Origin of the sequence: Lysobacter sp. TAB13 (assembly GCF_052113885.1) — a bacterium.
Lineage (GTDB): Bacteria > Pseudomonadota > Gammaproteobacteria > Xanthomonadales > Xanthomonadaceae > Lysobacter > Lysobacter gummosus.
In genome coordinates this window covers 90,681-116,885 of sequence record NZ_JBFRDR010000006.1, presented here as the reverse complement: position 1 = coordinate 116,885, position 26,205 = coordinate 90,681, and the positions used below count along the sequence as shown (strand labels likewise).

Sequence of the window (26,205 nt, the reverse complement as noted above, 5' to 3'; positions counted from 1 at the left end):
CCTCAAGCCCCCGGGCCAAGCCGCCTGAAGCCCTCATCCGCCGCAATGTTGGCGCAACCTTTGTCTTTAAGATCGGATTCGAACCTTTCCATCGGGAATCCGAATGAATCCAGCATCGTTGCACCCCGCCGCATCGAAGCCCGCAGCCTTGGAGCCTTCTGCCTCCGCCTACGGCAGGCTGCGCGATCTGGGGTCGTTCCTGCGCACCTGGCTGCATTCGCCAGCGCGTGTCGGCGCGATCGCACCGTCGAGCGCGGCGCTGGCGCGCTTGATTACCGGCCAGGTAGATGTTGCTGCCGGCCGGGTCCTGGAGCTGGGGCCTGGCACCGGCGTATTCACGCGGGCGCTGCTCGAACGCGGGGTGTCCGAGGAGGATTTGATCCTGGTCGAAGCGGCGCCTGAATTCGCCGCGCTGTTGAAGCAGCGTTTTCCGGCGGCGCAGGTACTGTGCGCGGATGCCCGGCACCTGTCGCGCCAACCGTCATTGGGCGATAACGGTGTCGCCGCCGTGGTCAGCGGCCTGCCACTGCGCAACCTGTCGCGCCGTCATCGGCTTGCTGTGTTGCTGGGCGCATTCCGCAATCTCCCGGCCGACGGCGCGTTCTATCAGTTCACTTACGGCGCCCGGTTCCCGCTGCCGCGATCCTGGACCGACCGCCATGGGTTCAAGGTGCAACGGCTCGGTCGCATCTACGGCAACCTGCCTCCCGCCACCGTGTATCGCGTAACCCGGCGAGTGGCCTCGCGCTGGATCGGGGCATGAACAGGCCCAAGCAGTGGCAGAATGCGGCGGACTCAATGGAACTGGGCTCATGCGCATTCTGCTGATCGAAGACGAACCCGAGTTCGCAGCGGCCCTGACCCAGGCGCTGAAGCATTACGACATGGTCGCCGACCACGTCCCTACCCTGGGCGAAGGTCAGGCCGCCGCGATGGGCGATGTCCACGACGCGATCGTGCTCGACCGAAGTCTACCGGACGGCGATGGGGTGGCCTTGATACCGCGTCTGCGCGCCATGGGCCTGCTCACGCCGGTCATCGTGCTGACCGCGCGCGGAGAACTGTCCGATCGCGTCGTCGGCCTGGATGCCGGCGCCGACGATTATCTGGTCAAGCCCTTTGCGATCGAGGAACTGCTCGCGCGGCTGCGCGCGGTCTTGCGCCGGCCGGCGCGGATGGCCTCCGACACGATACGTATCGGTCTTCTGGCTTTCGATCTGGTCGCCCGGCTGGCGGAGGTGGAAGGCCGGCCGCTGGAACTTCCGCGCCGGGAACTGTTGCTGCTCGAAGCTCTGCTGCGCCGCCGAGGCCGCACGGTGATGCGCAAGGTGATCGAGGAAGCCGTGTATGGATTCGACGACGACATCCAGTCCAACACGCTCGACTCCCACGTGTCGCGCCTGCGTCGCAAACTGGCCGAGGCCGGCGCCGGCGTGGAGATCCACGGCATCCGCGGCATCGGCTATCTGCTGCGGGAAGCGGCATGATCGGCGTGCGCCCGCACTCGCTGAAATGGCGCCTGCTGTGGAGGTTGCTGCTACTGCAAGGCGCCCTGCTCGCCATCTTCGGCCTGTTGATCGTGTTGGCGCTGTTCAGCACCAACATCGCAAAGGACGCCGACAATGCGGTCGAGATTCTCCAGCATGCGCTGACGCTCGACCGCAACGGGCGGATGACATTGCGCGAAACCCCCGACCTTGCCGAACTGCGCAGCGAAATTCCGGGCCTGTGGTACATCATCCGCGATCAACATGGCCGCGAACTCCGCCACGGCCCGGTACCGACCGAATTCGCGGCTATCGGCGGCGCCTTGGACCAGGTCAGCCAGGCGCGGCTGGGTTATCTGCTGGACGAGGACAAGGCCAGCGGCGCCCGCCTCAAACGGGTCGAAACCTCGTTCGGCCGGGTGCAGATACTGACGACCGAAGAAGGACGGGTGATGGCGCCCGGCCGCGCGACCTGGCTGATTCTCTCGGTATTGGCCACCGTCATCCTGCCGCTGCTGATCCTGATGACCCTGGTCACTTCGATCGCCACGCCCAAGGTGGTGCGCTGGTCGTTGCGGAGCCTGGAGCCGGTGGTCGAAATCGCTCGCGGGCTCGATGTCGAACGCCGTGGCGAGCGCTTGCCCGAGGCCGATGTCCCCGATGAGGTGTTGCCTTTGGTATCCGCGGTCAACGATGCGCTGGGCCGTTACGACGAAGGCCACGAGCGGCGCCGGCGCTTCCTGGTGGACGCCGCGCATGAACTGCGCACCCCGATCGCGATCCTCAACGCCCGCCTGGAGTCGATGCCCGCGACGGCCGAGCGCGCGCGGCTGCTGCAGGACCTCGCGCGGCTATCCGTGCTGACGGAGCACTTGTTGAACTTGCAACGCCTGGATCGGGCGAATCCGAATTTTCAGCCGCTCGACCTGGTCGATCTGGGGCAGCAGATAGCGGCTAATTTGGCGCCGTTGGCGATTTCCGCCGGTTACGAGCTGGGATTCGAAACCGATGCCGATGCGGTTCCGGTCGCCGGCGATGCTTTGGCGCTGGAGCGCGTGCTGGTGAACCTGGTCCAGAACGCCATCGAGTACGGCGGCAACCGCGGCACGATCACCATCTTCGTCGGCCGCGACAGCAGCCATGGCATCGTCGAAATCTCGGACCAGGGGCCGGGCATTCGTCCGGAACATCGCGAGAAAGTGTTCGAACGCTTCTATCGCATTCAAGACAATCAGCGCGGCAGCGGGCTGGGATTGAATCTGGTGCGGGACATCGTGCTGTTGCATCGAGGGTCCATCGACATCGTCGACGCCCCGCAAGAAGGCGCTTGTTTCCGGCTGTTGCTGCCCTTGTCGTACCCGCGGCATTCGGGGCATAGGGGCGATTGGGCGAACGCAAAAGACCTGTCGGCCAGCGCTGTCTGAAATGGCGACCGCAGTCTCCCCGGCGACTCTATGGGCGCACCTCAACCGACATCACCTTCTGAACAATCTTCCAACAGCCCTGCACTTTCAAGCATGACAGCAGATCGATGAAGTAACGCGGCGGCATCTGCAGCCTCAGCTTCACCAGGGCGAGATCCTCCGAAACATCGATCGCGACGACTTCGTCCTTGCGCTCGAGTCCGAGTTTTCGCGGCGCGGTCGCGTTGCGCACGCCGGCCAGCCAGGTCTCGATCGGCATCACGCTGACTTCGCCGTCATCTCCGATTCTGGTTACCGCGCTGCGGGGGTGAAATATCGTCTGGAACTGCTGCGCGTCCATGTCGTACGCGGCATCGAAATAGACTTGAGCCAAGGCTCGCAAAGCATGTTCGGCGTCTTGCATGGATTTATCCCGTTGCCTGGTATCGAAGATTGATTGCGGCGAACGCGGGGCGACTGCCCCTCTTCCGCCGTGGGCGTTCTCTCCCGGTCGCCGCATGGAATATTGGATCGCGCCCATATATGAGTAAAGTGCACATATCTGCATAGGACTCATGAGCCAATTTCATGAAGAGCGAACTGAACGACCTCGCGGCGTTCGCCGTCGTCGCCGCCGAGCGAAGCTTTACCAGGGCCGCGGAGCGGCTCGGGGTGACGCAGTCCGCGCTGAGCCATACGATCCGCGGGCTGGAGCGCCGGTTGGAACTGCAACTGCTCGCCCGCACGACCAAGAGCGTGTCGCCGACTTCCGCGGGTGCCGATCTGTTGAAGAGTCTCTCGCCGGCGCTCGAGCAAATCGATCGCGCGCTCAACGAGGTCCGCACCGCCCGCGATCGTCCGGCCGGCCGGCTGCGTCTTGCCGTATCGAAATCCGCCGCAGCGCTGGTGCTGTTGCGCAAACTTCCGGCGTTCGCCGCGGCCTATCCCGAGGTGGTGCTGGATGTCTCCACCTGCACCGGCCCGGTGGATCTGGTCGGAGGCGGGTTCGACGCCGGCATCCAACTCGAAGAATTCATTCAGAAGGACATGATCGCCGCGCGCGTGACCCAAGAGCTGCGGCTGGCTGCCGTCGCTTCACCCGAGTATTTCGCGACGCGCAGCCTCCCGTTGAATCCGCGGGATCTGAGCGCGCACTACTGCATCGGGCTGCGCCTGCCGGGCGGATCGTATCGATGGGAATTCGAGAAAGGCGGCGCGCCCGTGACTATCAGCGTCGCCGGGCCGCTGGTCGTCGACGACACCAGCCTCGCCATCCAGGCCGCCTTGGCCGGCCTGGGCATCGCGCTGGCCTATGAAGATCAGGTGGCGGACTACATCGGCCAGGGCCAGCTCATCCGGGTGCTGGACGATTGGTCGCCGTCCTTTCCCGGATTCTTTATCTACTATCCGGACCGTCGCCATCAATCGGCGGCGCTTTCCGCATTGATCCGCGCCCTGCGCGTGAGCTAAGGCAACTCAGCGCGTTTCGTCCGCCGTCATCGCCATGACCGCAAACAGCATCCAGGTGGTGTGCGGAATCCACTGCTCCACCCAGCGCCACTGCTCCGAATCCGGGCCGGGCGCGAAGCTGATGCCGGCACCGGTGTCGCTGCCCACCGCGCCGGTGATGCCGTTGGAGATGCCGCCCACGAACATTTCGCCGGCGCTCTCCAGCACGGTCGGCGGGTTCTTGCGGCCGAAACCGTAGAGCATGGAGATGCCGTAAGGGTTGCGGCCCAGCGTCCAGTCGAGCTGGCTCTGCGCATAACCCGCGCGCTCGGCGGACAGGCCATAACCGGCCGTGCCGTGGTCCGCCAGTTTGCGGCCGCCGATGATCATGGCCGCGCTGAGCGAGGCCAGGCGCGCGCTTTCGCCCTGCCACCAGTAGCCGGTTTCGTTGCGATGCGGAATGAAAAACCCTTCCAACACCTCGCCCGCGGCCTTGCCGTCCTGCGTCAGCTGGAAGCGCTGGCGGGCATAGCCGTAGGGGTTGGCGACCGCGTTGGTGATGGTCAACTCGTGCTTGAGCGCCACGCCGATGGCATCCAGCGCGCGCTGACGACGGCCTTGATCCGGTTCGATATCGACATAGGCCGACAGGCTGATCACCGGCAAGCCCGCTTCGGCCGCGTGGTAGTACGGGCGGCTGCCGCCGTCGCTGATGAAACCGCCGTCGGCTTGCTGCCGCGCGATCAGGCTGGCGGCGCGCTCGCGCGCATCGTCGAGATAACGCGACTGGCCGGTGGCGTTGTGCAGTTCCACCAGCGCCATCAACGCGGTGTAATCGTCGATGATGTTTTCTTTGCCGTCGGCGCCGTACTGCGGGTTGAACTTGCGCAGGTGCGCGTAGGCGCGCTCGGCATCGGCCAGATATTGCGCGCCGTCGAATTCGCCATGGCGGCCGCTTTGCTTGGCCAGCATCGAAGCACGCGCGAGCGCCGCGATGGCCATGCCGCCGCCGGCGCGAAAGGCCGAGCGGTACAGCGTGGTGTACGTTCCGGCCGCGCCTTCATAACCGGTGACCATGCGCTTGGCGCCCGGCGTGCCCCACTGATCGAACACGGTGGTGTAGAAGTAGCCCTTCGCATCCAGGATGCGGTGCAGGTAGTCCGCGCCCCAGAACGCCTCGTCCTCGACCTGAGTCTGCAAGCCGTGAGCGGTGAACAAAGCCTTGCGCGCATGCGCGCCATAGGCCAGCACCCAGGCCGCTATCGAGGCCTGCTGCGGATTGAAATGGTTGGCATAGCCCAGGTGCGACAGGTATTTGCCCTTGTCGCCGCCGGCATCCTGCCAGCCGCCCCATACGTTCACTCTGCGCGTGCTTTTAAAGATGGGCAGGTCGCGATCGGCGTCGTCGGTGTGGCGGCTGCGCTTGAAGTAGCCCAGCAGCTGCGCGCCGGTGGTGGCGAACACCGCGTTGTCGCGTACCGGCACGGAGGCCGACTGCGCCTGCTGATTGCCGATGCGCACGTCCACTTCGTACTTGCCGGCTTCCTCGGCATCGGAAAAATCGACGCTGAAATAACGCTTGCCCGGGCTCCACTCGGTAAACGGCGGCAGCGGCCGCAGTTCGCCTTTCTTGATCGGCTTGCCGTCGCGCAGCACGGTATAGGTGCCCTCCCCGGCCTCGCCCGCGTATTCGACGACGACCAGTTTCGGCCCCTTGCGCTCCAGCGCCACCTCGTTGATATGCACCAGCAGCGGCTCTTTGGGCAGGCTCACCGACACGGTGGTCTTCGACGCTTCGGGCGAGGCGGCGCCGGCCGGCTGCAGCAGGCCGGACACCGCCATCGCCAGCGCGGCCATCACTTGAATTCCGGTCTTGCGGGAATGCGGCAAACGGGTCATCGGCACGGTTCCGGATAGACTAGCCACCGCAACTTAGCCATGTCGCTGGCCGTCGTCAATAAATACTTCACATGGATGTATGAATAATACGCGCCATCCCTCCGCTACGCTCAACCGGTTTCCACGCCTATGAACATTGGCCGCGGCGCCACCCAGCAATCCAGCGCCCCCTACAACCGCCGCCTCGTGCTGGATTTCATCCGCCAGCACGGCGCGGCTTCGCGCAAGGACATCCAGGAAAAGGTCTCGCTCAGCCCGCAGACGGTCGCCAACATCACCAATGAACTGGAATCGATCGGCCTGATCGTTTCGCGCCGGCAGAAGGATCTGAAGACCCGCGGCCAGCCGCCCATCGCCTTCGAGATCAATCCCGACGCCGGCCAGTCCATCGGCATCAGCCTGGAACCGGGCCGCGCTTCGGGCGCGCTGGTCAATCTGGTCGGCCGGATCGATGCGCGCTGCGAGGTGCCGTTGCAGGGCTGCGATCGCCCGCAACTGCTGGCCGCGTTGCTGGAACTGGTAGCCACCCTGCGCCGCCAGGCCAACGCCCGGCTATGGGGCATCGGCGTGGCCCTGCCCGGCCCGCTCGGCGACACCGAACTGAGTTTTGTCGGCCCCACCGCGCTGGAGGGCTGGAAGGACCTGTCCATCCTCGACCAGTTGCAGGAAGCCACCGGCCTGCCCCTGTTCCACAGCGTCGACAGCGTGGCTGGCGCGCTCGGCGAGACCTTGTACGGCGTCGCCAGGCATCTGGACAACTTCTTCTACCTGCATCTGAGCATGGGCCTGGGCGGATCGTTGATCGTCGGCCGCAACACCTACCGCGGCGCCGACGGCAATGCCACCGAGATCGGCCACGTGCCGGTCGTCCCCGGCGGCACGCCCTGTTACTGCGGCAACCAGGGCTGCCTGGAGCGCTACCTGTCGCTGCACTCGCTGGCCGAGGCGCTGGGGCTGGACGACGCGCAGATCCATACCCCGGACCTGCTCGAGCGCCTGGACGACGCCGAGGATCAAGCCCTGCAGCAATGGTGCCAGCAGGCCGCGCAGCGACTGCGCGACGCCATCTGCATGATCGAGAACATGCTCGACCCGCAGACCATCGTGATCGGCGGTTCGGCGCCGCAGAAGCTGGTGCAGCGCCTGGTCGACCTCGCCCAGCCCTTGCACCGCTCGGTCCGCGGCCGCCCTGCCCCGGAATGGCCGCGGGTGATGATTTCCCAGCGCGAGGAAGACTGCTCGCTGCTGGGCGCGGCGGTGCTGCCGATCCATGAACTGCTCTCGCCGCGCCTGGAAGGCGTGCAGAAAGACGACCTGGAGGAACTCCAGACCGCGGAGCTGCTCGGTCACCGCCCGTCCGTCGGAGGACGTCGGATTTAATTAAACTTCCACTGGATATTTTTATTGACGGGGCGGAATTGGGGTGGCTATAGTCGCCCCCCATGAAGCTCGATCAGCCTCAACTCAGCCCTCCCCAATTCAGCATCATCGGCGACGTCAGCGTGGACCTGGTTCTGGGCACGCTGGACGGCTGGCCCAAGATCGGCACCGAACAACTGCTGCCGCGCAGCGAGCTGCGCGCCGGCGGTTCGGCCGCCAACTCCGCCCTCGCGGCCCGGCATCTCGGCCTGAGCCCGCATCTGATCGGCGCGATCGGTAACGATGACCTGGCGCAGTGGCTGCTGCTGCAGCTGTCGGGCATCCGCGTCGAACTGCAGACCTGCGCAAGCGACACCACCATGTCGGTGGGCCTGCTGCATACCGGTGGCGAGCGCACCTTCTTCACCAGCTACGGCCATCTGCAGCATCTGACGCCGGACTTCGTGCTCAAGCACTTGCCGCAGGCATCGCCCGGCAGCGTCGCTTTGTTCACCGCGCCTTTCCTGCTGCCCGGCCTGCGCGAACACTTCAGCCAGTTGCTGGCGCAGGCCTCGGCCAAGGGCTATCAGGTCGCGCTGGATACCGGCTGGCCGCCGGAAGGCTGGACGCCCCAGGTGCACGAGGAAGTCGAAGGCTGGCTGGCGCATTGCGACCATCTGCTGGTCAACGAGCTGGAGGCGATGAGCATCGCCAGCAACCCGGACGACTGCCACGACCTGGAACTCGCCGTGCAACGCGTCGCCCGCCTGCTCAAGCCCGGCGCGCATCTGATCGTGAAGCTGGGCGCCGCCGGCGCGCTGGGTCATGTCGATGGCCGCAGCATCCGCTACGCGACGCAGGAGGCGCTGGAAATCTTCGACACCGTCGGCGCCGGCGACAGCTTCAACACCGGCTATCTGGCGGCGCGCTTGAATCGGGCCAGCCTGATCGAGGCGCTGGCGGCCGGTTGCCGCACCGCCAGCGCGATCCTGCCCCGCTTCCCGCGCAAGAGCATCGCCGCCGGCGAACTCTCCCACTGCCTGCTGCCGCAGTCCTGACCGAGGAGACGCGACCATGAAGCACCGGCCGATGATCGTCAGCTACATCCTGCTGATCTGGTTCGCGATCTCCTTCATCACCAATCTGATCGGGCCGCTGATGCCCATCGCCATCCAGGACTTCAAGCTCAGCCTGACGATGGCCGGCTTCATGCCGTTCTCGTTCTTCCTGGCCTACGGCCTGATCTCGATTCCGGGCGGCATCCTGATCGAAGTGCGCGGCACCCGTTTCACTTTGTTTACCGCCTTCGCGTTGAATTTTATCGGCGCACTGGCCATCGCGGTGATGCCGGGTTACGTCTCGGTCGTGGCCGGCCTGTTCGTCATCGGCTTAGGCATGGCGCTGCTGCAGGTGGTGATCAACCCGCTGATGCGCACGGCCGCCGGCGAGGAGCACTTCGCCTTCTTCTCGGTGATGGCGCAGTTGGTGTTCGGCCTGGCCTCTTTCCTCAGCCCGCTGGCGTTCCGGCTTTACATGCAGCGCCCGGGCATCGAGGGACAGCCGCTGGCGTGGCTGACGTTCTACTGGTTTTTCAGCGCCGCCTTCGTGCTGCTGGCGCTGCTGAACTACAAGCTGCCGCTGCCGAGAGTGGAACTGAAAGACGACGAACGAGCGGGCAGCCGCGACGCTTACCGCAGCCTGCTGCAGCGCGTCGATGTGCGCCTGTACTTCCTCGGCATCGTCGCCTATGTCGGCACCGAGCAGTCCCTCGCCAACTGGATGTCGCAGTTCCTGCACAGCTACCACGGCATGTCGGCCACCGAGCAGGGCGCGATCGCGGTTAGCCGCTTCTGGGGATTGATGTCGCTGGGCTGCCTGGCCGGTCTGGGCCTGCTGAAACTGTTGGACTCGAAGCTGGTGCTGGCGATCTTCTCGACCTTGGCCATCGTCTGCCTGGGTCTGGCTCTTTTCGGCAGCGCGGACATCTCGCTGCTGGCCTTTCCCGCCGCCGGCTTTTTCCTGTCGGTGATGTTCTCGGTGATCTTCTCGCTGGGATTGAACTCGGTCAGCCAGCACCACGGCGCGTTCTCGGGAATCTTGTGCAGCGGCATTCTCGGCGGCGCCGTCGTGCCGCTGCTGATCGGCTTCGTCGCCGATCACTGGGGCCTGCGCGTGGGCCTGTCGCTGGTCTTCATCCCCCTGCTCTACATCCTCAGCGTCAGTGCCTGGGCCAGGCCGCTGGTGCGCAACCAAACCCTGTACTCCGGGAAAAACACTCCCGCCTCGCCCTGACAAGGCCACACCACCAGCCACTGCGCGGGTCCGCCGGCCCGAGTCGCCGTACAACCAGGAGCCAATGATGAAAAAGCATCCCAGCGATGTTCGACCGACCGGCATCGCCGCCGCGGTGGCAGCGGTATTGATCAGTTGCGCGACCGCCCCGGTCATGGCCCAGTCCAGCACGACCGACAAGGACAAGCAGGCCGACGCTGGCGAAACCAGAACCACCCTGGAAACCGTGCACGTCTCCGCCACCCGCATCGAATCGGACCTGCTCAAAACGCCGGTGGCCGTCACCGCCGTCACTCAGGAAGCGCTGACCCGCGAAGGCATCCGCGACGTGCGCGGGCTGTCGGGCACGATGCCCAACGTGCAGATCGGCGCCGGCCCGGATTCCGGCGTGCAGGTCAGCATCCGCGGCATCGGCGCGAACAACTTCACCGAGATCGGCGACCCGGCCGTGGGCCTGCATGTGGCCGGCCTGTACTCGCCGCGGCCGCAGGGCGCGCTGGCGCTGATGTTCGACGTAGACCAGGTCGAAGTGTTGCGCGGCCCGCAAGGCACCTTGTTCGGCCGCAACTCCACCGGCGGCAGCATCAATATCATTCCGGCCAAGCCGCGCTTCGATTCCACCTTCGGCAGCGCCGAGCTCGACGTGGGCAGCTATAACCTGCGCCAGCTCAATCTGATCCAGAACATCGCCGTCAACGATCGCTTCGCCCTGCGCTTTTCCGCGACCAAGGTCGAGCGCGACGGCTGGGTCGACCAGCAGCAGGACTTCACCGACGTCAATATTCCCGAGCGCGGCTTCATCGCCGACGGCATCCCGGACGTGGACCAGCGCCGCAACGTCAAGGTCGGCCGCGACAAGTACTACTACAACCGCGACGAATGGGCGTTCCGCCTCGCCGCCCGCTTCGCTTTCACCGACAACGTGGAATGGCTGCTGGCCTACGAGAAATTCCAGAACTCCGGTGCGGGGCAAGTGGGACTGAAGGACTGCGACCAGGCCGCCGGCACCCGCTTCGCCTGCCAGGGCGGCAAGTGGGACGTGAAGATCAACGTGCCCGGCAAGACCGACATGTCGATCGACACGGTGCGCTCGAACCTCAACTGGTTCCTCAGCGACACCAACAGCCTCGAATACAGCGTGGCCTTCGCCACGCAGAAGCGCTCGCAGATCTCCGACGACGACGGCGGCTACCACGAGATCCCCTCGCAGGTCACCGCCACCTTGCCGGTTCCGCACGAAGGCGACTGGGGCATCTGGCCGGTGCGCGACAACACCTCCATCACCCTGGACTCGAAGTACCAGTCGTTCGTGCACGAATTGCAGTTCAAGCATCAGGGCGAGCGCCTGAAGCTGGTGTCCGGCCTGTTCTGGATGCATGAGAAGAACCAGATCAACTATGCCCAGGAACTGCTGGTCAACGCGCCGTTCGGCTACCCGATCAGCCAGCTGTACCACCAGCCCAATCGCCAGGTCGACGCCAAGGCGATCTTCACCCAGGCCGACTGGCGCTTCGCGCCCACCTGGACCGCGACGATGGGCGCGCGCTACAGCCGCGACGAAAAAACCGACCGCGGCGGCCAGGTGTACGGCGGTTGGGATACCGAATCGACGGCCTACTACAACGGCCTGTACGACCCGGGCACGCCGGGCGAGCCGGGCTTCCGCGCGCACAACGGCCGCGACCTGACCGAACGCATGGGCCCGTTCGGCGGCATCGACGCCTACAAGCTGTGGGGCCCGCCGGCGGAGAACGAACACTCCGAAGCCTGGCGCAAGTTCACTTATCGCCTGGGCCTGACCAAGGACCTGTCCGATGAAGAAATCCTGTTCGCTTCGTTGTCCACCGGCTACAAGGCCGGCGGCTTCGGCGACAAGGACGATGCCTGCGACGGCAAGGTCTGCATCGACGGCCCGCCCGGCCCGCATTACACCTTCTTCCCGTACAAGCCGGAAACCGTCACCAACTTCGAAATCGGCTACAAGGGCCTGCTGCTGGACAAGCGCCTGAGCCTGTCGGTCACCGCCTTCTACAGCCGCTACAAGGACATGCAGGTGACCGGCGACTTCTACGCCGCCAAGGTTCACGTCGACGAGCCCTGCCCGGCGCAGGACCCGACCTGCGACATCGTCAACAAGTGGCAGACCGTCAACGTCGGCACGGTGAACATCCCGGGCGTGGAAGTGGAAGTGGACTACCTGCCCACGCCCAACACCCGCATCGGCGGTTTCTTCTCGTACATCAACAGCAAGATCAAGGACTACCCCACCTTCAGCGACGAATGGAACTGCGGCGTGCGCGAAGAGTTCGGCGCGCCGGCCTGTCCGGCGCCCTACACCGGCTCCGACCCCACGTTGGCCGGCCGCCAGATCTACGACATCACCGGCAACCATCTGCCGATGAGCCCGAAATTCACCCTCGGCGTCAATGTGTCGCACACCTTCAAGTTCGGCAACGGCTATGAACTGGTGCCGTGGGTCAACGTGAAGTGGCAGGACAAGATGTACTTCACCCTGCGCAATCTCGACAACGCGCATATCTCCGATGCGCAGGAGGCCTACACCACGGTCGATGCCAGCCTGAGTCTGCAGTCGCCGTCGTTCTGGCGCGCCGAGCTGTATGTGCTCAACGCCACCGACAAGATGAGCAAGAACTCGGCCAGCGACGGCGGCGGCTTCGTCCGCGCTTACTGGAACGATCCGCGCACGGTCGGCTTGCGGGTTCGCCTGGACTATTGAGGTTGTTGCAGCGTGCCAAGTCCTCCTCTCTCGCCGGAGAGGAGGACTTGGCGCAGCCCAGCACCAAGGCTAGTGCTGCGGCAAGTCGAGACTGTGATCCGTCGGCTCTGGCGTAACGCCCAGAACCTTGAGCCGCACCGAGTTCTCGAATCGATGCCAGCGGCCCTGCGGGATCACCACAAGCTCGCCGGCCTTCAGATCGATACGCTGCTGCTCACGGTTCGCGAGCAGCACCACGGTCGTGTGTCCGTCGATGCACATCACGATCTCGTCCCCGCCCGGATGACACTCCCACTCGGTGTTGCCGGAGTAATAGCCCACCGAGATCGCGCCATTGCGGTATGGCGCGACCTTGGCGAACGCCGAATCGGCTGCGCCATCGAATGCCATCTCCGGCGTGCGGCCGTCCAGATGAGTAAGGCCCTGCACGATATCGGTCAGCGATTTTTTCTCCACCACGAAGACGGCTCCTTCTGACATGCGGCCTTGATCTGGACTCAGCTCAGCGCAGCGCTCCGGCCGATCCGCCATGCGCGCGCTCGTTGGAATCCATGAAATCCCGAATCAAGCCTGCAATGGGCGCGGCGTCCTCTTCAAGTGCGAAATGGCCGGTGTCGAACAGATGGACTTGCGCCTTGGGCAGGTCGCGCTGATAGGCATAGGCGCCGGGGGTGAGAAAGATCGGATCGTTCTTTCCCCATACGATCAGCGCCGGCGGCTGGTGCTTGCGGAAATAGGCCTGCCAGGCCGGATAGTGCGACGGATTCGAGCCATAGTCGTAGAGCAGGCGCAACTGGATGTCCTGCACGCCCGGTCGATCCAGCAGGGCCTGATCGAGCAGCCAGTTTTCCGGCGCGATGGCCGACGGATCCCGCACGCCATGCAGGTAATGCCATTGGGTGGAGCTCAGACTCAGCAGCTTGTCCGCGATCTGTTGCGAACGCTGCGGCGTGCGCTCCTTCCAATAGGCGCGCAAAGGATCCCACAGCGAGCCCATCCCCTCTTCGTATGCGTTTGCGTTCTGGATGATCAAACCCTCGATTTCTTCCGGATGGCTGGCCGCGATGCGCAAGCCGACCGGAGCGCCGTAATCGAACAGATACAGGCTGTAGGACTTCACATCCAACTTGCGCAGCAGCCGATGCATGGTCTGCGCGATCCGGTCGAAGGAATACTCGTAGTCGGCCGGATCGGGCACGGCGCTGGCGCCGAAACCGGGGTAGTCCGGAGCGATCACGCGATAGCGATCGGCGAGCCGCGGCATCAGGCCGCGGTACATGTGCGACGAACTGGGCAGGCCGTGCAGCAGCACGATCACCGGAGCGTCCTTGGGGCCGGCCTCCCGGTAGAAGATTTCCACGCCGTCGGCTTCGACCACGTTATGGCGCGTCACGGCGCTTTGCGCCGGCGGCGGCGTGGCGGACGCGTCGGCCGCCGGGAGAAGCATCGAGGTCGCAAGAACGGCAGTCAGCAGTTTGTCCATGATCGTGTCGAATCCGAAATCGAGGTGGGGATAGGCCGTCGAGACCTTGCGTCTTCGACGCCGCCGGTTGGGCTGGCGGCTAATTTCCCTCATTCCCCTTGCAATAAGAATAATCGCCAATCAAAATTTATTATTCCCTAGATCGGAATAATCGACGTGGACCGGTTCCATCTGCTGACCGTCTTCGTGGCCGTCGCCGAAGAACAGAGCTTTGCCGCGGCCGCGCGCAAGCTGGGCCTGTCGCCGCCCGCCGTGACCCGGGCGGTGGCGACCCTGGAAGAGCGCCTGGCCGTCAAGTTACTCAGCCGCACCACCCGCTTCGTTCGCGCCACCGACGCGGGGCGGCGCTACCTGGAAGATGCGCGCCGCATCCTGGCCGAACTGGACCAGGCGGACGAAGCGGCCGGCGGCGTCGACGCCGAACCGCGCGGGCACCTGACGGTAACCGCGCCGGTGCAGTTCGGCCGGCTCTTCGTTTTGCCGGTCATCGGACAGTACCTGCGGCGCTATCGATCGGTGCAGGTATCGGCGATGTTCCTGGACCGGGTGGTGAATCTGCTGGAAGAAGGCGTGGACGTCGGCGTGCGCATGGGCGAACTGCCGGATTCGAGCCTGCAGGCCATCCATGTCGCCAATGTGCGCAGGGTGTTGTGCGCGTCGCCGGATTACTTGCGCGAACGTGGCCAGCCGCGGACGCCGGCGGACCTGGCCGGGCACGACATCATCTCGGCCCTGGGCACCAACCCGGTCACCGACTGGAAATTCGGCGAAGGCCGCAAGCAGCAAACACAGCGCATCGCGCCGCGGCTGATGGTGACGAGCAACGACTCGGGGATCGATGCGGCCTTGAGCGGGTTCGGAATCACGCGGCTGCCTTCTTACCAGATCGAATCTTATCTGGCCGCCGGACAGTTACAGATCGTATTGAGCGAATTCGAACCGGCGAAGGTGCCGATACACGTGCTGCACCGCGAGGGTCGATACACCTCGCCCAAAGTCCGGACTTTTCTCGATCTGATCGTCGCCGAACTGAGAAAGAACCCGAGCTTGCCTTGACGGGCGCGGACTGCCGGCACGCGCGAACAGTCGCCGCCATCGCCGGATGCATGCGGGTGATCGTCCCGGACGTGCGAGAATGAGTACGAGGCCGGCGCACGCGAAGCGTCCTTGGTAACAACTCGTAATGGGAGACAGCGTTGACGCGCAACGATCAAAAAATCGATGAGCTGCGCCGGCGAATTCCCTCGTTCACCTGCATCGTGGGTTGCCATGACTGCTGCGGCCCGGTAACCGCATCGTCGGAAGAAATGGCGCGCCTGCCGGTCAAGAGCGAAGCCGAGCACGACGCCGCCCTGGCCGAGTTGAGCTGCCCGCATCTGGGCAGCCATGGCTGCGAGGTCTACAACGAGCGGCCGCTGATTTGCCGGCTGTTCGGCACGACACCGCAACTGCTGTGTCCTAACGGCCAGCGCCCGGTGTACATGATCGATACGCGAACCGAACAAGAAATCCATGACTTCCTCAGGCAAACGCGGCAAGTGCTGGTCTGACCGACAGGCACGAACTGTCTGCCGTTGAGCGTGCCGGACTGAAGCGCCCTTCCCGCTCGAAGTCCCGCCGATCTGACTGACCGCAGTCGCCGCTATCGGATGCGCCCACCGCCCGGCAGCGATCGCGAAGAACGCTGAGGCGCCGCCGCATATCGCGCCCATTGCCGGATCGATACCGGCAGCGTCCGGCGAGCCGCCTGCATCCGCCGCGGCGATAGACAGCAGGCGTGAGCCACGCCTCCTGCGCCCCTCGCCTGCCCCCCCATCCCGGAAACCGTGGCGCCCATTCCAATGCGCCAGCCCAAAGGGTGACCCGGTTCGCAAAGCACCGCCCTTGCTGCGCCGCCGCATGCGTCAGGCCCCGGCTTCTGGTGATACTTAGATCGATCCAATCGCTTTGTTATGCGGATCGAGGCAAGCCAGAACCCCACACGTCTACACCTTGTTTAGATCGATCTAAGTGCTGTCGCTCGCGCAAGACACCAGTCACAGGGGCAACTCCGGGGGTAATTCAATGAAAGTCCACGCTCGCAACACCTTGGCCGCGGCGCTGTGCGCGGCGCTGTATGTACCGGTCTGCGTACATGCTCAATCCCAGAACACTCAGCCCGCTCCGGCCGCCGCCGATGCCTCCGGACGGGCCACCGATCTCGACAAGGTCGTGGTCACCGGCTTTCGTTATTCGATCGAAAAAAGCCTGGACCAAAAACGCAACGCGAACGCGGTGGTCGAAGTCATCACCGCCGAGGACGTCAGCAAGTTCCCGGACAAGAACGTGGCCGATGCGCTGCAGCGCGTGCCGGGCGTGGTGATTACCCGCAGCGGCGGCGAAGGCAAGAGCGTGAGCGTCCGCGGCCTGGCCCCGGACCTCACCCTGACCCAGTTGAACGGCAACTACGTCGCCTCGTCGGAAACCAACGACGAGGCCACGCGCTCGTTCAACTACACGTTGCTGCCGGCGAACATGCTCTCCGGCGCGGAGCTGTTCAAGACGCCGGAAGCGCGCATCGACGAAGGCGGCATCGGCGGCACGGTGATCCTGCGTACCCGGCGCCCGCTGGAGATGGAATCCAACACCGGCTTCGTCACGCTCGAAGGCACCTACTCCGACACCAGCAAGACCACCGATCCGCAGTTGTCGGCCATGTACTCCTGGCACAGCGACGACAGCCGCTTCGGTTTCCTGGTGGGCGCGACCCAGCAGAAGCGCACCAACCGCAGCATGGAAGTCAGCACCGAGGACTGGAACTGGTACACCGACAAGGTGAACGGCGTCGCCACCCATCCGGTGACCGACGCCAACGGCCGCCGCCTCGACCCGAGCATCGGCAATTGGTGGGGACAAGGCTCGGCCATCAACGACCAGAACGGCAATAGGTACTCGGGTTTCTTCCTGCCGACCTCGGTCAATTTCGGCGTGCGCGAGGAAGAGCGCGAACGCAAGGGCCTGCAGCTGACCTATCAATTCAAGCCGGCGGACAACCTGACGCTGACGGCCAACTACTTCCGTTTCGAGCTGCAAGGCAACTACACGCTCAACACCCTGAAGATTCCCGAGTGGAACCTGGCCCGCTTCAATTCCGACGGCAACTGGGCATCGGGCCGGCTGCTCAACGGGTTCACCCTGGATCGCAGCGGCACGGTCGTCACCGCCGCGGAGTACGAAAAACTCGCGGGCAAGGTCTATCCCTGCAGCGATGCCGACGCCGCGGCGCAGGGCAAGCCCGGCGGCGGCTGGGGCTCGGACGACTGCACCATACCGACGCCGCAGCTGACCGGCGGTTACAGCCGCGAAAAGGCGCTGTCGCAGACCGCCGGCTTCGAGATGGAATGGCAGGCCACCGACCTGCTGCACATCGCGGCCAAGGCGGGACGGACCTGGTCCGACGGCGGGCCGTCGATGAGCTTTCGCATGTCGGCCAAGCCGCGCCGCAACGTCAACGGCGTGTGGGAAGCCGGCAATACCTACAGCGCGTGGGATCTGACCGGCACGCCGTCGATGAGGTTCGCGTCGAATCTGCAGAACCAGTTGATGGCCGGCATCGCCGAGATCGATACCGGTTCCACCGACTCGTCGTGGAAGGAAACCAGCATCTCGCAGGACCATTTCCAGATCGACGCCACCAGGACCTTCCTGAGCGGCTGGCTCGAATCGGTGCAGTTCGGCGCCAAGTTCACCGACGCCGCGGTCCATCGCAACACCGGCAACACCTACTGGGTATGCCAGGGCGCGGACCCGGGCGATTACAGCAAGCGCTATCAGGCCGGCTGCGATTCGACCGCGGGAATCGCCCGCCCGGACTTCTTCCTGTCCAGCCCGATCGGCAATCTCGCCGGCGGCTTCAACGCCAATGTCTTCCCCGGGATCGACTTCCCGGCCTACATCGATTATCTCAACGGCCGCTACGGCGGCATGCAAAGCCGGCGCGAACCGGATTTCGTCTACGACGTCGATGAACAATCCACGGGCGGCTATTTCCAGGCCAATTTCCGCACCCAGCGCCTGCGCGGCAACTTCGGCGTGCGCGTGGTCAAGACCAAGCAGAGCGCGGCATCGACCGATGCGGTCGAGCGCTTCACGGATTACTTCGCCGACAATGCCGGCGGCAATCCGATGTCGTGCACCGATCCCGCCGCGGGCGCGCTGCTGGGCTCCAACGGCGGCTATACCTGCGAAAGCGGCTTCGTGAGGTTGCCCGAGGCGCTGGCCAGGTCCAAGACCTTCGCGCTCAACACGCTGGACAAGAGTTACACCGACTACCTGCCCAGCTTCAATATCGCCTGGGACGTGACGGAAAACATCGTGCTGCGCGGCGCGGCCTCCAAGGTCATCGCGCGATCGGCCTTCACCGACATCGCCTATCCCGGCGCGTTGAATTACTACAGCCCGGAATACAGCAACGACCGTTCGGCCGCCGGCGGCAGCGACCTGGGCTGGCGAGGCAACGGCAGCAACAAGGCGCTGGATCCGTATGAGGCCACGCAATTCGACATCGGCGTGGAATGGTACTTCCGTCCGGGCTCGGTCCTGGGTCTGGGCTTGTTTCGCAAGAACGTGAAGAACTTCGTCGTGCCCGTGGTGCAGGACACGCCGGTGACCATCGGCGGTGAAACGGTGACCGTGCAGGACTACAGCACCTCCGCCAACGGCCGCGACGGCGTCTCGCAGGGCGTCGAAGTGTATGCGCAGCACACCTTCGATTTCGGCCTGGGCTTCCAGGCCAATTACACCTACAACGACACCAACCTGGCCGCGGTGGAACTCAACGGCGAGCAGATCGCCAGCTCGCCGCTGGTGGGCAGCGCCAAGAACCAGGCCAATCTGACCGTGTTCTACGAGACCCCGAAGTTCCTGGTTCGCGCCTCGTACAACCGTCGCGGCGAAGTGGTCGGCGGCCTGCACACCGGCCTGAACATCTACACAGAGCCCTACGCTCAGCTCGATCTCAATGCGTCCTACAACCTCACCGACCGGTTCACCGTGAGCGGTTCGGTGCTGAACGTGACCAAGGAAGAGCAGCGGGCGCACCTGGGCCATGACACCGATGCGCGGCTATGGACCAACAACTACTCCGGCCGAATCATGTATCTGGGTTTGACGTACAAGTTCTGATCGCCGCATCGGGTCGCTGACGGCTTGCCCTCGCGCTGCGCACGCGAGGGCAGCCTCTTCCAACGTCCCGCTTAATGCGCATCCTTCGCATCGGCCCAGTCCAGATCCGGCTCGGCGTGATAGTGGATACCCAGCGCATCCAGTTGCGGGCGCAACGCCCCCATGCGCTGCACGAACCCGGCATAACCGCGCTGCCCGGCCGGGCTCCATGCAAGTTCGGCCACCGCCGCCAGGCGCGGCCACAGGCGATCGTCCGCCGCGGCGTCGGAATGCACGTACTCCGTCCATAGCGCGGCCTCGATACCCACCGCGCTCTTGAACGGCGCCGGATCGAAGCTGTAGACCCGCTGCAGCGGCACTCCCTCCCCGCGGCACCAGTCGGCGCCGGGCTGGCCTTTGTAGTTGCCGTGGTCGACATACAGATACGAACACGGCGACAGGATCAGTCGATGGCCCTTGGCGACCGCCGCGTCGATGGCGTAGCCGTCGTTCCACAGCTGCAGCAGCACGTTGGGCTTCATCTCGGCCACCGAGCCCTCCTCCCAGACGATGGCGGTACGCCCCATCGCATCCACCATCGCCGCGGTGCGGGCGATGAAATCGGCGTACAGCGGGTGTTTGATCTCGTCCCCGCCGATATGGATTTCGGCCGACGGAAAGATCGCCACCACCTCCTCCAGCACATTGCGCACGAAGGGATACACGACCTCGGGCTTTTTCAGGCAGAACACGCTGAAGCCCACTTCCACGCCCGAGTAGGCGCTCAGGTTGCTGACATCCTCGCAAGCCAGTTCGTTGTACGAAGCCAGCGCCGCCTGCACATGCCCGGGCATGTCGATCTCCGGCACGATGGTGACGCCGCGCGCCTGCGCATAGGCAACCAGATGCTTCAGCTCCGCCTGGGTGTAGTAGCCAGCGCGCCCGTCCTTCACCGCGCTGGCGCCGCCGATCTCGACCAGTTTCGGATAACGCTTGATCTCGATGCGCCAGCCTTGATCGTCGGTCAGATGCAGGTGCAGGCGGTTCAACTTGAACAGCGCCATGCGATCGATGTGCTTCTCCAGGTATTCCACCGGCAGAAAGCTCCGCGCCACATCCAGGGAAATACCGCGCCAGCGATAGGCCGGCACATCGGTGATCGCCACACGAGGCAGGCGATAGTCGGCCTGGGCCTTCGCCGGCAACAACTGGCGCAGACTCTGCACCGCGTGCAACAAGCCGGTGTCGGTCTGCGCGCTCAGACCGATCGCATCGTCCACCACCAGCCGATAGCCTTCCTCGCCCAATGCCGGGTCATTGATCAGCTGCAGCCGGATCGGTATCAAAGCCGGGCCCTTGCCGCCGATGTTCAGCGTGGTCAGCAATTCGTCCAGGGCGCGCCCGGCGCTCACCGCGGCCGCGTCCCTTTCCACCGCCGCGGCGGATATCCGCAGCTCGCCGGAGGTTACCGCCATCGACTGCGGAATCGGCACGATATGCACCGGCGGCGTCTTGGCCTGCGCGGCCGCAAGGCGATGGTCGCATCCGCTGGCGGCGACGGCGGTCAGGCAGAGCAGCAGAACTTCGAGCTTGAAGCGCATTTTCATCTGGCAGGCAATCCGCAGGGATATCCCCGCATGATGCACAGTTCGGGCCCACAGGGGCAGTGACGCACGCCGCAAGCGTGTACCGGTTCGTTGTTAGACTGGGCCAAACCCCTTGGAGATCGGACACATGGCGCTCAAGCGGATGGACAACGTCGGAATCGTCGTCGAAGACCTCGAACGGACGATCGATTTCTTTCGCGAACTGGGCCTGGAACTCGAAGGACGGGCCGAGATCGAAGGAGAATGGGCCGGACGCGTCACCGGACTGGGCGATCAGCATGTCGAGGTCGCCATGATGCGCACGCCCGACGGCCACAGCCGGCTCGAACTCTCCCGCTTCCTGCGGCCGACGGTCATAGCGGATCACCGCAACGCCCCGGTCAACGCCCTGGGCTACCTGCGCGCCATGTTCACCGTGGACGACGTCGACGACACATTCGAGAGACTGCGCGCGCACGGCGCGCAGCTCGTGGGCGAAGTGGTCAACTACAAAGACGTATATAAGCTCTGCTACATCCGCGGGCCCGAAGGGCTTCTTATCGGACTCGCGCAAGAACTCGGCTGACGCCCGTAGGGGCCAGCCAGGAATTCTGGCGGCCCCTCTTCATTGTCGGGAGGCGATTGCCTCCCCTCCTGACAGCGCCTGTAGCACTTCTGAGCGTCGCCCTGCTCCACAGCCCGCCGATCAGAAATCGCCGCAGCCGCTCTTGCGCTCGCTCGCCAGACAGCTGTTGAGGTTCGGACGCGACCGCACCTTGGACCACTCGCGCGCGAGCGTGTCGCCGCCGCGCGCCAGCCCCGGAGTGTCCAGCGGCCCCGTCGATGGACACGTCGGCGTCTTGCCGACATTGCTGCTGTAAACGTAGCTGTCCGGCGGCAGGCGGGTCATGTCGGGAAGCGCGGGCGGTGGCAACGAATTCAAGCTCAACGCGGTGAGATTGGCCGGCGCCTGGGCGAAGGTATAGTTCTGCGCCTCCAGGCCGCTGCCCTGGATCGGGTAGACCCCGGGCACCGCATCGGCGCCGACCTCAGCGGAGAACTTCAGGGCGCCGGTCGTAGCGCCGCCCAGCGTGTCGCCATTGCGGAACCCGGCCACGCTGCCGGTGAAGTCGCCTAGCTTTTGCCCGAACAACACCGCGATCGGATCGGCGACATAAGTCAGCGTCGCCTTCTGGATTTCCAGCGCGGTGGCGTTGCTGCCGGCCGCGACGAACTCGTAGTTCCGCGACGACACGCCGCCGAAGCCGATGGCGTACTTGCCCACGCCCGAAGCCTGCGTGGCGTCGCTGCTCCAGGCCAGACTGCCGGCCAGATCGGCCGTGCTCTGACCGTTGCGGAAGCCGCTGACGGTTCCGCTCAAAATGCCGTTGGGATCGCCGTACAGGCGGATGAAAGGATTGGCCGAGAACACCAGCGGCGCCCTCTGGATCTCCAGCGCGGTGGCATTGCCGCCCGCCTCGACGAACTGATAGTTCTGCGAGGACACGCCGCCGAAGTGGACGGCGTACTGGCCCACATCCGAAGCCTGCGTGGCGTCGCTGGTCCAGGCCAGACTGCCGGCCAGATCGGCCACGCTCTGACCGTTGCGGAAGCCGCTGACGGTGCCGCTCAAGGCGCCGTTGGGATCGCCGTAGCGGCGGCTGAAAGGATTGGCCGTGAACAGCAGATTGGCTCTCTGGATGTCGAACGCGCTGGCGTTGCCCGGCGCCGCGACAAAGTTGTAGTTCTGCGAGGAGACGCCGCTCAGGCCGATGGCGTATCTGCCCACGTCCGAGGCCTGTGTGGCGTTCGTGGTCCACACCGGTGTGCCGAGTAGATCGGCCACGCTCTGGCCGTTGCGGAAACCGCTGACGGTTCCGCTCAACGTGCCGTTGGGATCGCCGTAGAGTCGGCTGTAGGGATTCGCGGTGAACAGCAGGCTGGCCGGAGTAATGCTCAGCGTGCCCGGATTGATCTGCAGGGCGTAACCGGCCGGCGAAGCGAAGTTGCCGCCGATCGCGTAGTTGCCCACGTCGCTGAGGATGGTGGCGAGCGTTGCGGCATCGCCGGTGATCGCGTTGCCGAACGTATCGCCGAGGATCAGCCCGGCGAAGCTGAAGCTCAGCGCCGGATTGTTCAGCCCGTACTCGCGCACGAAGCTGGCGACGTCGATCGTCGCGGTCGGCTGCGCGGCATAGATGAAGTGGTCGCCGGCGGTCGGCACGACCACCCCGCAGCTACCGCCGAAGCTGCAGTTGTACAGGTTCGGCAGCGCGCCCGAGCCGGCCAGACCGCCGCGCGTTTCGCCGACCCAAGTGTTCGCCCACACCCGCCAGCGATTGCTGGCGTTGATGCCGGCGCCGGCCGCGTTCTGCAAGCGGCCGGCGGTGACCAGATCCACATCGGTGCCGCTGACATCCTGGTTCAAAGTCAGGTCGCCGGCGTTGTTGCGCACCGACACCGCACCGGCCGCGCCGATGCCCGATTCCGACAGCCCGCTCGCCGCGCCAGTCGCGTCGAATCCCGTCGCCGTCACGGTGCCGATGCTCAGGGCGTTGATGTCGGTGTAGCTGAAACCTCCCGCCGCGCCGCCGGCCAGCGTATTGCCCGAGACATCGTTCTGCCCCGCGCTCAGATCGACGCTGCCGTTGTTCGAACGGGCTAGCAGGCTTTGCGCGGTGATGCCGCCCGCCGCGCTCTGGCCGATGTTGCCGCCGCTGACCAAAGCCAGGGTGCCGCTGCCCAGGTTCACCGCGCCATTGAGCGCGATACCGCCATTGCCGCCGGTATTTTGCAAAGTCAGGTTGCCGCTGCGGGCCAGCGCCTGCGCCAGCGTGATCGCGCCGGCGTGATCGGCGTGGCCGATCACCAGGTTCGGCGCGGCGATATTGGCCAGCGAAGCTAGCGATACGAACTCGCCGGCACCGCCGCCGATCTGCAGCGCCGCGGCGTTGCGATCCAGCACCTCGCCCGCCGCGGTGACTTCGCCCGCGCGCACATTGACCGCGCCGGCCGTGACCGTGCCCGCGATTTGCAGCGGGCTGGCGGCGCCGTTGTTGCCGGCGCGCAACAGCACCGTGCCGGCGCCGCCGTCGATGCGGCTGGCCACGCCGATGCTCACGCCCACGCCGCTGCCGTCGGAGGAACCGTTGAGCTCGATACCGCCGCCGCTGGTAATCACGCCGTCCTCGATCACCAGGGCATCGGAGATTTCATCCGCGTTGGGACCGCCGTTGACGCCGGAATGACCGCTCAGGCGGACGCGTCCGCTGCCGCTTTGAATCGCGAATCCGCCCACCACGTTGAGGCCGGATTGATTGGGGAAAGAGCCGCCGCCGTTGATGCCGACGATGTCGATGGCGCCGGAGGTCGTCGACATGCCCGCGTTGGTCCCACGGCCGTCGAGCTGCACCCCATAAGAGCCGATATCGCCCACGCCCAGCAGGCTGATATTGCCGGTCGAAGCGTGAACCTGCGTGTCGCTCAACAACATGCCCTCGCCGACGAACTCGCCGGCGCTCGCGCCCAATCCCCGTCCCCGCACCACGACATTGCCGCCGCTGTTGGCATCGTTTTGCCCGATGCGCGTGTCGAGCGTCGTTCCGAACAACTGCAGGGCGACACCGCCGGCGGCGGTCGCGAAACCGTTGACGGCATCGTTCTGGCCGTACAGCCGGATGGCGCCGCCGTTGCTCAGCAGCCTTGCGTTGGCGAAGGAGATGCCGCCGTTGATCTCGGCCGTGATCACGGCATTGCTGTTGACATCGATATTGAGCGGGCCGTTGCTGGAGCCGATGCTGAAGTTGTTGCCGATCACCCGGTTCTTCGCGCTCAGCATCACGGTCAACGGCGCGCTGCCGACGCTGCGATTGATCGCCACCGCGCCGGCCGAGCCATCGATATTCAGGTCGCCGCGCAGGGTCGTAGTGCCCAGGGCGACGACATTGATGCTGCTGCCCGCATCGAGCGCGCGATTGACATCGCCGTCCTGAAGAACGGTGGTGGTGAGCGCTTCGTACGGATCGGCCGGCATGACGCCGGTGGCGGCACCGTGCGCGATCGAAACATTGTTGGAAGCGGCGACGGTCCAGAACCCGCCGCCGGTATTGACGCGGACTCCGCGCAGATCGAAGCCGGCCGACGATCCGGTCACGACCTGGCCGCCAAAGCCGCCGTTGGGGCCGCCATGCGAGCTGAGATCGCCGAAAATTCGCGCCCCGCCGTTGCCGCCCTGCAGTCCGATATAGCCGCCGTTGCCGTTATCGGTCGCGTTGGCGCTGAGTACGCTGCTGGCGTCGACGACCAAGGTGCCGTCGTTGCTGCCCAGGTCCATGCGGCCGCCACCGGCCTGTCCCGACACGTCGAGCCGCGCGCCGTTGAGGACACCGACATCGCTGCCGGTCACGTTGATGTTGCCGCCGCTCTGGCCGGGGTCGGCGCCGCTGACGTCGATCTGTCCGCCGTCGATTTCCACGCGTTTGGCGCCGGCCGACAGCGTGACCCGTCCGGCGCGATTTTCCAGGGTGCGGGCGCGGATCGTGCCGGTGTTGACGATGCCGCTGGTGATGTCGTTGCTCTGTATCGTCAACACCACCTGGCCGCCGTCGGCGGTCAGCGTGCCGCTGTTGTTGATGTCGAAAGCCAGCGCCGATCCGCTGTCGTCGATGGTCACCTGGGTCAGACCGTCGCCCTGAAAATCCAGGGTGAGGCCGCTGCCCTTGGCGCCGATGATGGTGCCGCGAGGGGCCGAGATCTGACCGGTATTGTCCACCGAGTCGCTCGACAGCAGCGCCACCGTGCCGCCGGATGCGGCGGTGATCGTGCCGTTGTTGGTCACGCCCTCGCCGTTGCCGGCGAAGACGAAACGGCCGCTGTCCACGCCGGCCTGGAAATCCGCGTTGCTGATGCTGAGCGTCGACGCCACCAGGCTGCCGACGTTCACCTGCGAGCCCGCGCCGAACAGCACGCCGCTGGGATTGACCAGGAACACGCGGCCGTTGGCGTTGAGGCCGCCGAAGATTTCCGAGACCGGCACCGTGCTGCCGTCGCCGATCACGCGGTTGAGCAGCACGCTGGCCGCGCCCGGCTGGGTGATAGTGACCGTCGCGGCGCTGCCGACGGAAAAGCTGCCCCAATCGATGATCGCGCCGTTGCTGGTCTGATTGATGGTCATGGTGTTGCCGCCGGGCAGCGCGATCGTGGCGGTGCCGCCGACCACGTTGCCGTTGATCGGTAGCGTCGTGGGCAGCGGCGGCTGCGCCTGCGCGAGCGAAGCCGCCAGCGACGCGGCCAAGGCCAACGGCAAGGCATGCCGAACCAGCGGCCGCGGCGTGCGATGGATGGATCGGACATTGGCTTGCGCGCCCAT

The 26,205-nt window shown here is 65.2% G+C and carries 18 protein-coding genes; 12 read left to right on the top strand and 6 right to left on the bottom strand.

All coding sequences use genetic code 11. The annotated features are described in order from the left end of the window. The first annotated feature begins 103 nt into the window (after positions 1-103). The 3 genes from AB4Y92_RS09440 to AB4Y92_RS09430 are packed head-to-tail and all read left to right on the top strand — an operon-like array spanning position 104 to position 2,911. A complete protein-coding gene (locus AB4Y92_RS09440) occupies positions 104-763 on the top strand; it encodes a class I SAM-dependent methyltransferase (RefSeq protein WP_441819395.1) in 660 nt (219 codons plus the stop codon). Between the two features lie 49 nt (positions 764-812). Continuing rightward, positions 813-1,487: a response regulator transcription factor gene (locus tag AB4Y92_RS09435; protein WP_441819394.1), complete on the top strand. Its 675-nt coding sequence runs from the start codon at positions 813-815 to the stop codon at positions 1,485-1,487. Then, positions 1,484-2,911: a sensor histidine kinase gene (locus AB4Y92_RS09430; protein ID WP_441819393.1), complete on the top strand. Its 1,428-nt coding sequence runs from the start codon at positions 1,484-1,486 to the stop codon at positions 2,909-2,911. The genes AB4Y92_RS09435 and AB4Y92_RS09430 overlap by 4 nt, the downstream gene beginning before the upstream one ends. Before the next feature lie 28 nt (positions 2,912-2,939). Here AB4Y92_RS09430 and AB4Y92_RS09425 read toward each other — a convergent pair whose 3' ends face one another. Then, entirely contained in the window at positions 2,940-3,314 is a 375-nt protein-coding gene (locus AB4Y92_RS09425) for a nuclear transport factor 2 family protein (protein WP_441819392.1), read from the bottom strand. A 164-nt stretch (positions 3,315-3,478) separates the two neighbouring features. On the opposite strand from AB4Y92_RS09425, the gene AB4Y92_RS09420 reads away from it, so the two are divergent. Beyond that, positions 3,479-4,360, top strand: a complete 882-nt coding sequence (locus AB4Y92_RS09420) for a LysR family transcriptional regulator (RefSeq protein WP_441819391.1) — start codon at positions 3,479-3,481, stop codon at positions 4,358-4,360. A 6-nt stretch (positions 4,361-4,366) separates the two neighbouring features. On the opposite strand, the gene AB4Y92_RS09415 is transcribed toward AB4Y92_RS09420, so the two are convergent. Continuing rightward, positions 4,367-6,238, bottom strand: coding sequence for a glycoside hydrolase family 9 protein (locus tag AB4Y92_RS09415; RefSeq protein ID WP_441819390.1), 1,872 nt, complete (start codon positions 6,236-6,238; stop codon positions 4,367-4,369). A 129-nt stretch (positions 6,239-6,367) separates the two neighbouring features. Here AB4Y92_RS09415 and AB4Y92_RS09410 point away from each other — a divergent pair, with 129 nt between their 5' ends. From AB4Y92_RS09410 to AB4Y92_RS09395, 4 genes are all read left to right on the top strand, one after another. After that, positions 6,368-7,618 (top strand): ROK family transcriptional regulator, encoded by a 1,251-nt coding sequence (locus tag AB4Y92_RS09410; protein ID WP_441819389.1) that lies wholly within the window; start codon positions 6,368-6,370, stop codon positions 7,616-7,618. Between the two features lie 62 nt (positions 7,619-7,680). Then, the gene (locus AB4Y92_RS09405; protein WP_441819388.1) at positions 7,681-8,655 is read left to right on the top strand and encodes a carbohydrate kinase family protein; all 975 of its coding nucleotides are present in this window, start codon (positions 7,681-7,683) and stop codon (positions 8,653-8,655) included. Between the two features lie 16 nt (positions 8,656-8,671). Next, positions 8,672-9,889 carry an MFS transporter gene (locus AB4Y92_RS09400; protein WP_441819387.1) on the top strand — a complete coding sequence of 406 codons (1,218 nt, stop codon included), beginning with the start codon at positions 8,672-8,674 and terminating at the stop codon, positions 9,887-9,889. Positions 9,890-9,956: 67 nt separating this feature from the next. Then, positions 9,957-12,626 carry a TonB-dependent receptor gene (locus tag AB4Y92_RS09395; protein WP_441819386.1) on the top strand — a complete coding sequence of 890 codons (2,670 nt, stop codon included), beginning with the start codon at positions 9,957-9,959 and terminating at the stop codon, positions 12,624-12,626. 69 nt (positions 12,627-12,695) lie between these two features. Here AB4Y92_RS09395 and AB4Y92_RS09390 read toward each other — a convergent pair whose 3' ends face one another. Both AB4Y92_RS09390 and AB4Y92_RS09385 read right to left on the bottom strand, forming a co-directional pair. Continuing rightward, on the bottom strand, positions 12,696-13,157 hold the full coding sequence (locus AB4Y92_RS09390; protein ID WP_441819385.1) for a cupin domain-containing protein: 462 nt from the start codon (positions 13,155-13,157) through the stop codon (positions 12,696-12,698). Continuing rightward, positions 13,129-14,109 carry an alpha/beta fold hydrolase gene (locus AB4Y92_RS09385; protein WP_441819384.1) on the bottom strand — a complete coding sequence of 327 codons (981 nt, stop codon included), beginning with the start codon at positions 14,107-14,109 and terminating at the stop codon, positions 13,129-13,131. The genes AB4Y92_RS09390 and AB4Y92_RS09385 overlap by 29 nt, the downstream gene beginning before the upstream one ends. Before the next feature lie 156 nt (positions 14,110-14,265). On the opposite strand from AB4Y92_RS09385, the gene AB4Y92_RS09380 reads away from it, so the two are divergent. The 3 genes from AB4Y92_RS09380 (at position 14,266) to AB4Y92_RS09370 (ending at position 19,272) form a co-directional block, all read left to right on the top strand. After that, positions 14,266-15,165, top strand: a complete 900-nt coding sequence (locus tag AB4Y92_RS09380) for a LysR family transcriptional regulator (protein ID WP_441819383.1) — start codon at positions 14,266-14,268, stop codon at positions 15,163-15,165. A 140-nt stretch (positions 15,166-15,305) separates the two neighbouring features. Next, positions 15,306-15,659 carry a YkgJ family cysteine cluster protein gene (locus tag AB4Y92_RS09375; protein WP_441819382.1) on the top strand — a complete coding sequence of 118 codons (354 nt, stop codon included), beginning with the start codon at positions 15,306-15,308 and terminating at the stop codon, positions 15,657-15,659. 514 nt (positions 15,660-16,173) lie between these two features. Further along, positions 16,174-19,272 carry a TonB-dependent receptor gene (locus tag AB4Y92_RS09370; protein WP_441819381.1) on the top strand — a complete coding sequence of 1,033 codons (3,099 nt, stop codon included), beginning with the start codon at positions 16,174-16,176 and terminating at the stop codon, positions 19,270-19,272. A gap of 71 nt (positions 19,273-19,343) precedes the next feature. Here AB4Y92_RS09370 and AB4Y92_RS09365 read toward each other — a convergent pair whose 3' ends face one another. Next, positions 19,344-20,858, bottom strand: a complete 1,515-nt coding sequence (locus AB4Y92_RS09365; RefSeq protein ID WP_441819380.1) for a beta-N-acetylhexosaminidase — start codon at positions 20,856-20,858, stop codon at positions 19,344-19,346. Between the two features lie 127 nt (positions 20,859-20,985). On the opposite strand from AB4Y92_RS09365, the gene AB4Y92_RS09360 reads away from it, so the two are divergent. Continuing rightward, positions 20,986-21,423, top strand: a complete 438-nt coding sequence (locus AB4Y92_RS09360) for a VOC family protein (protein ID WP_441819379.1) — start codon at positions 20,986-20,988, stop codon at positions 21,421-21,423. Positions 21,424-21,543: 120 nt separating this feature from the next. Here the strand turns inward: AB4Y92_RS09360 and AB4Y92_RS09355 are convergent, their stop codons facing one another. Continuing rightward, on the bottom strand, positions 21,544-26,205 hold the full coding sequence (locus tag AB4Y92_RS09355; RefSeq protein ID WP_441819378.1) for a beta strand repeat-containing protein: 4,662 nt from the start codon (positions 26,203-26,205) through the stop codon (positions 21,544-21,546).

Coding starts and splice junctions, on each gene's coding strand:
- AB4Y92_RS09440 (WP_441819395.1), top strand. CDS start 104: ATGAATCCAGCATCGTTGCACCCCGCCGCATCGAAGCCCGCAGCCTTG.
- AB4Y92_RS09435 (WP_441819394.1), top strand. CDS start 813: ATGCGCATTCTGCTGATCGAAGACGAACCCGAGTTCGCAGCGGCCCTG.
- AB4Y92_RS09430 (WP_441819393.1), top strand. CDS start 1,484: ATGATCGGCGTGCGCCCGCACTCGCTGAAATGGCGCCTGCTGTGGAGG.
- AB4Y92_RS09425 (WP_441819392.1), bottom strand. CDS start 3,314: ATGCAAGACGCCGAACATGCTTTGCGAGCCTTGGCTCAAGTCTATTTC.
- AB4Y92_RS09420 (WP_441819391.1), top strand. CDS start 3,479: ATGAAGAGCGAACTGAACGACCTCGCGGCGTTCGCCGTCGTCGCCGCC.
- AB4Y92_RS09415 (WP_441819390.1), bottom strand. CDS start 6,238: ATGACCCGTTTGCCGCATTCCCGCAAGACCGGAATTCAAGTGATGGCC.
- AB4Y92_RS09410 (WP_441819389.1), top strand. CDS start 6,368: ATGAACATTGGCCGCGGCGCCACCCAGCAATCCAGCGCCCCCTACAAC.
- AB4Y92_RS09405 (WP_441819388.1), top strand. CDS start 7,681: ATGAAGCTCGATCAGCCTCAACTCAGCCCTCCCCAATTCAGCATCATC.
- AB4Y92_RS09400 (WP_441819387.1), top strand. CDS start 8,672: ATGAAGCACCGGCCGATGATCGTCAGCTACATCCTGCTGATCTGGTTC.
- AB4Y92_RS09395 (WP_441819386.1), top strand. CDS start 9,957: ATGAAAAAGCATCCCAGCGATGTTCGACCGACCGGCATCGCCGCCGCG.
- AB4Y92_RS09390 (WP_441819385.1), bottom strand. CDS start 13,157: ATGGCGGATCGGCCGGAGCGCTGCGCTGAGCTGAGTCCAGATCAAGGC.
- AB4Y92_RS09385 (WP_441819384.1), bottom strand. CDS start 14,109: ATGGACAAACTGCTGACTGCCGTTCTTGCGACCTCGATGCTTCTCCCG.
- AB4Y92_RS09370 (WP_441819381.1), top strand. CDS start 16,174: ATGAAAGTCCACGCTCGCAACACCTTGGCCGCGGCGCTGTGCGCGGCG.
- AB4Y92_RS09365 (WP_441819380.1), bottom strand. CDS start 20,858: ATGAAAATGCGCTTCAAGCTCGAAGTTCTGCTGCTCTGCCTGACCGCC.
- AB4Y92_RS09360 (WP_441819379.1), top strand. CDS start 20,986: ATGGCGCTCAAGCGGATGGACAACGTCGGAATCGTCGTCGAAGACCTC.
- AB4Y92_RS09355 (WP_441819378.1), bottom strand. CDS start 26,205: ATGGGCGCGCAAGCCAATGTCCGATCCATCCATCGCACGCCGCGGCCG.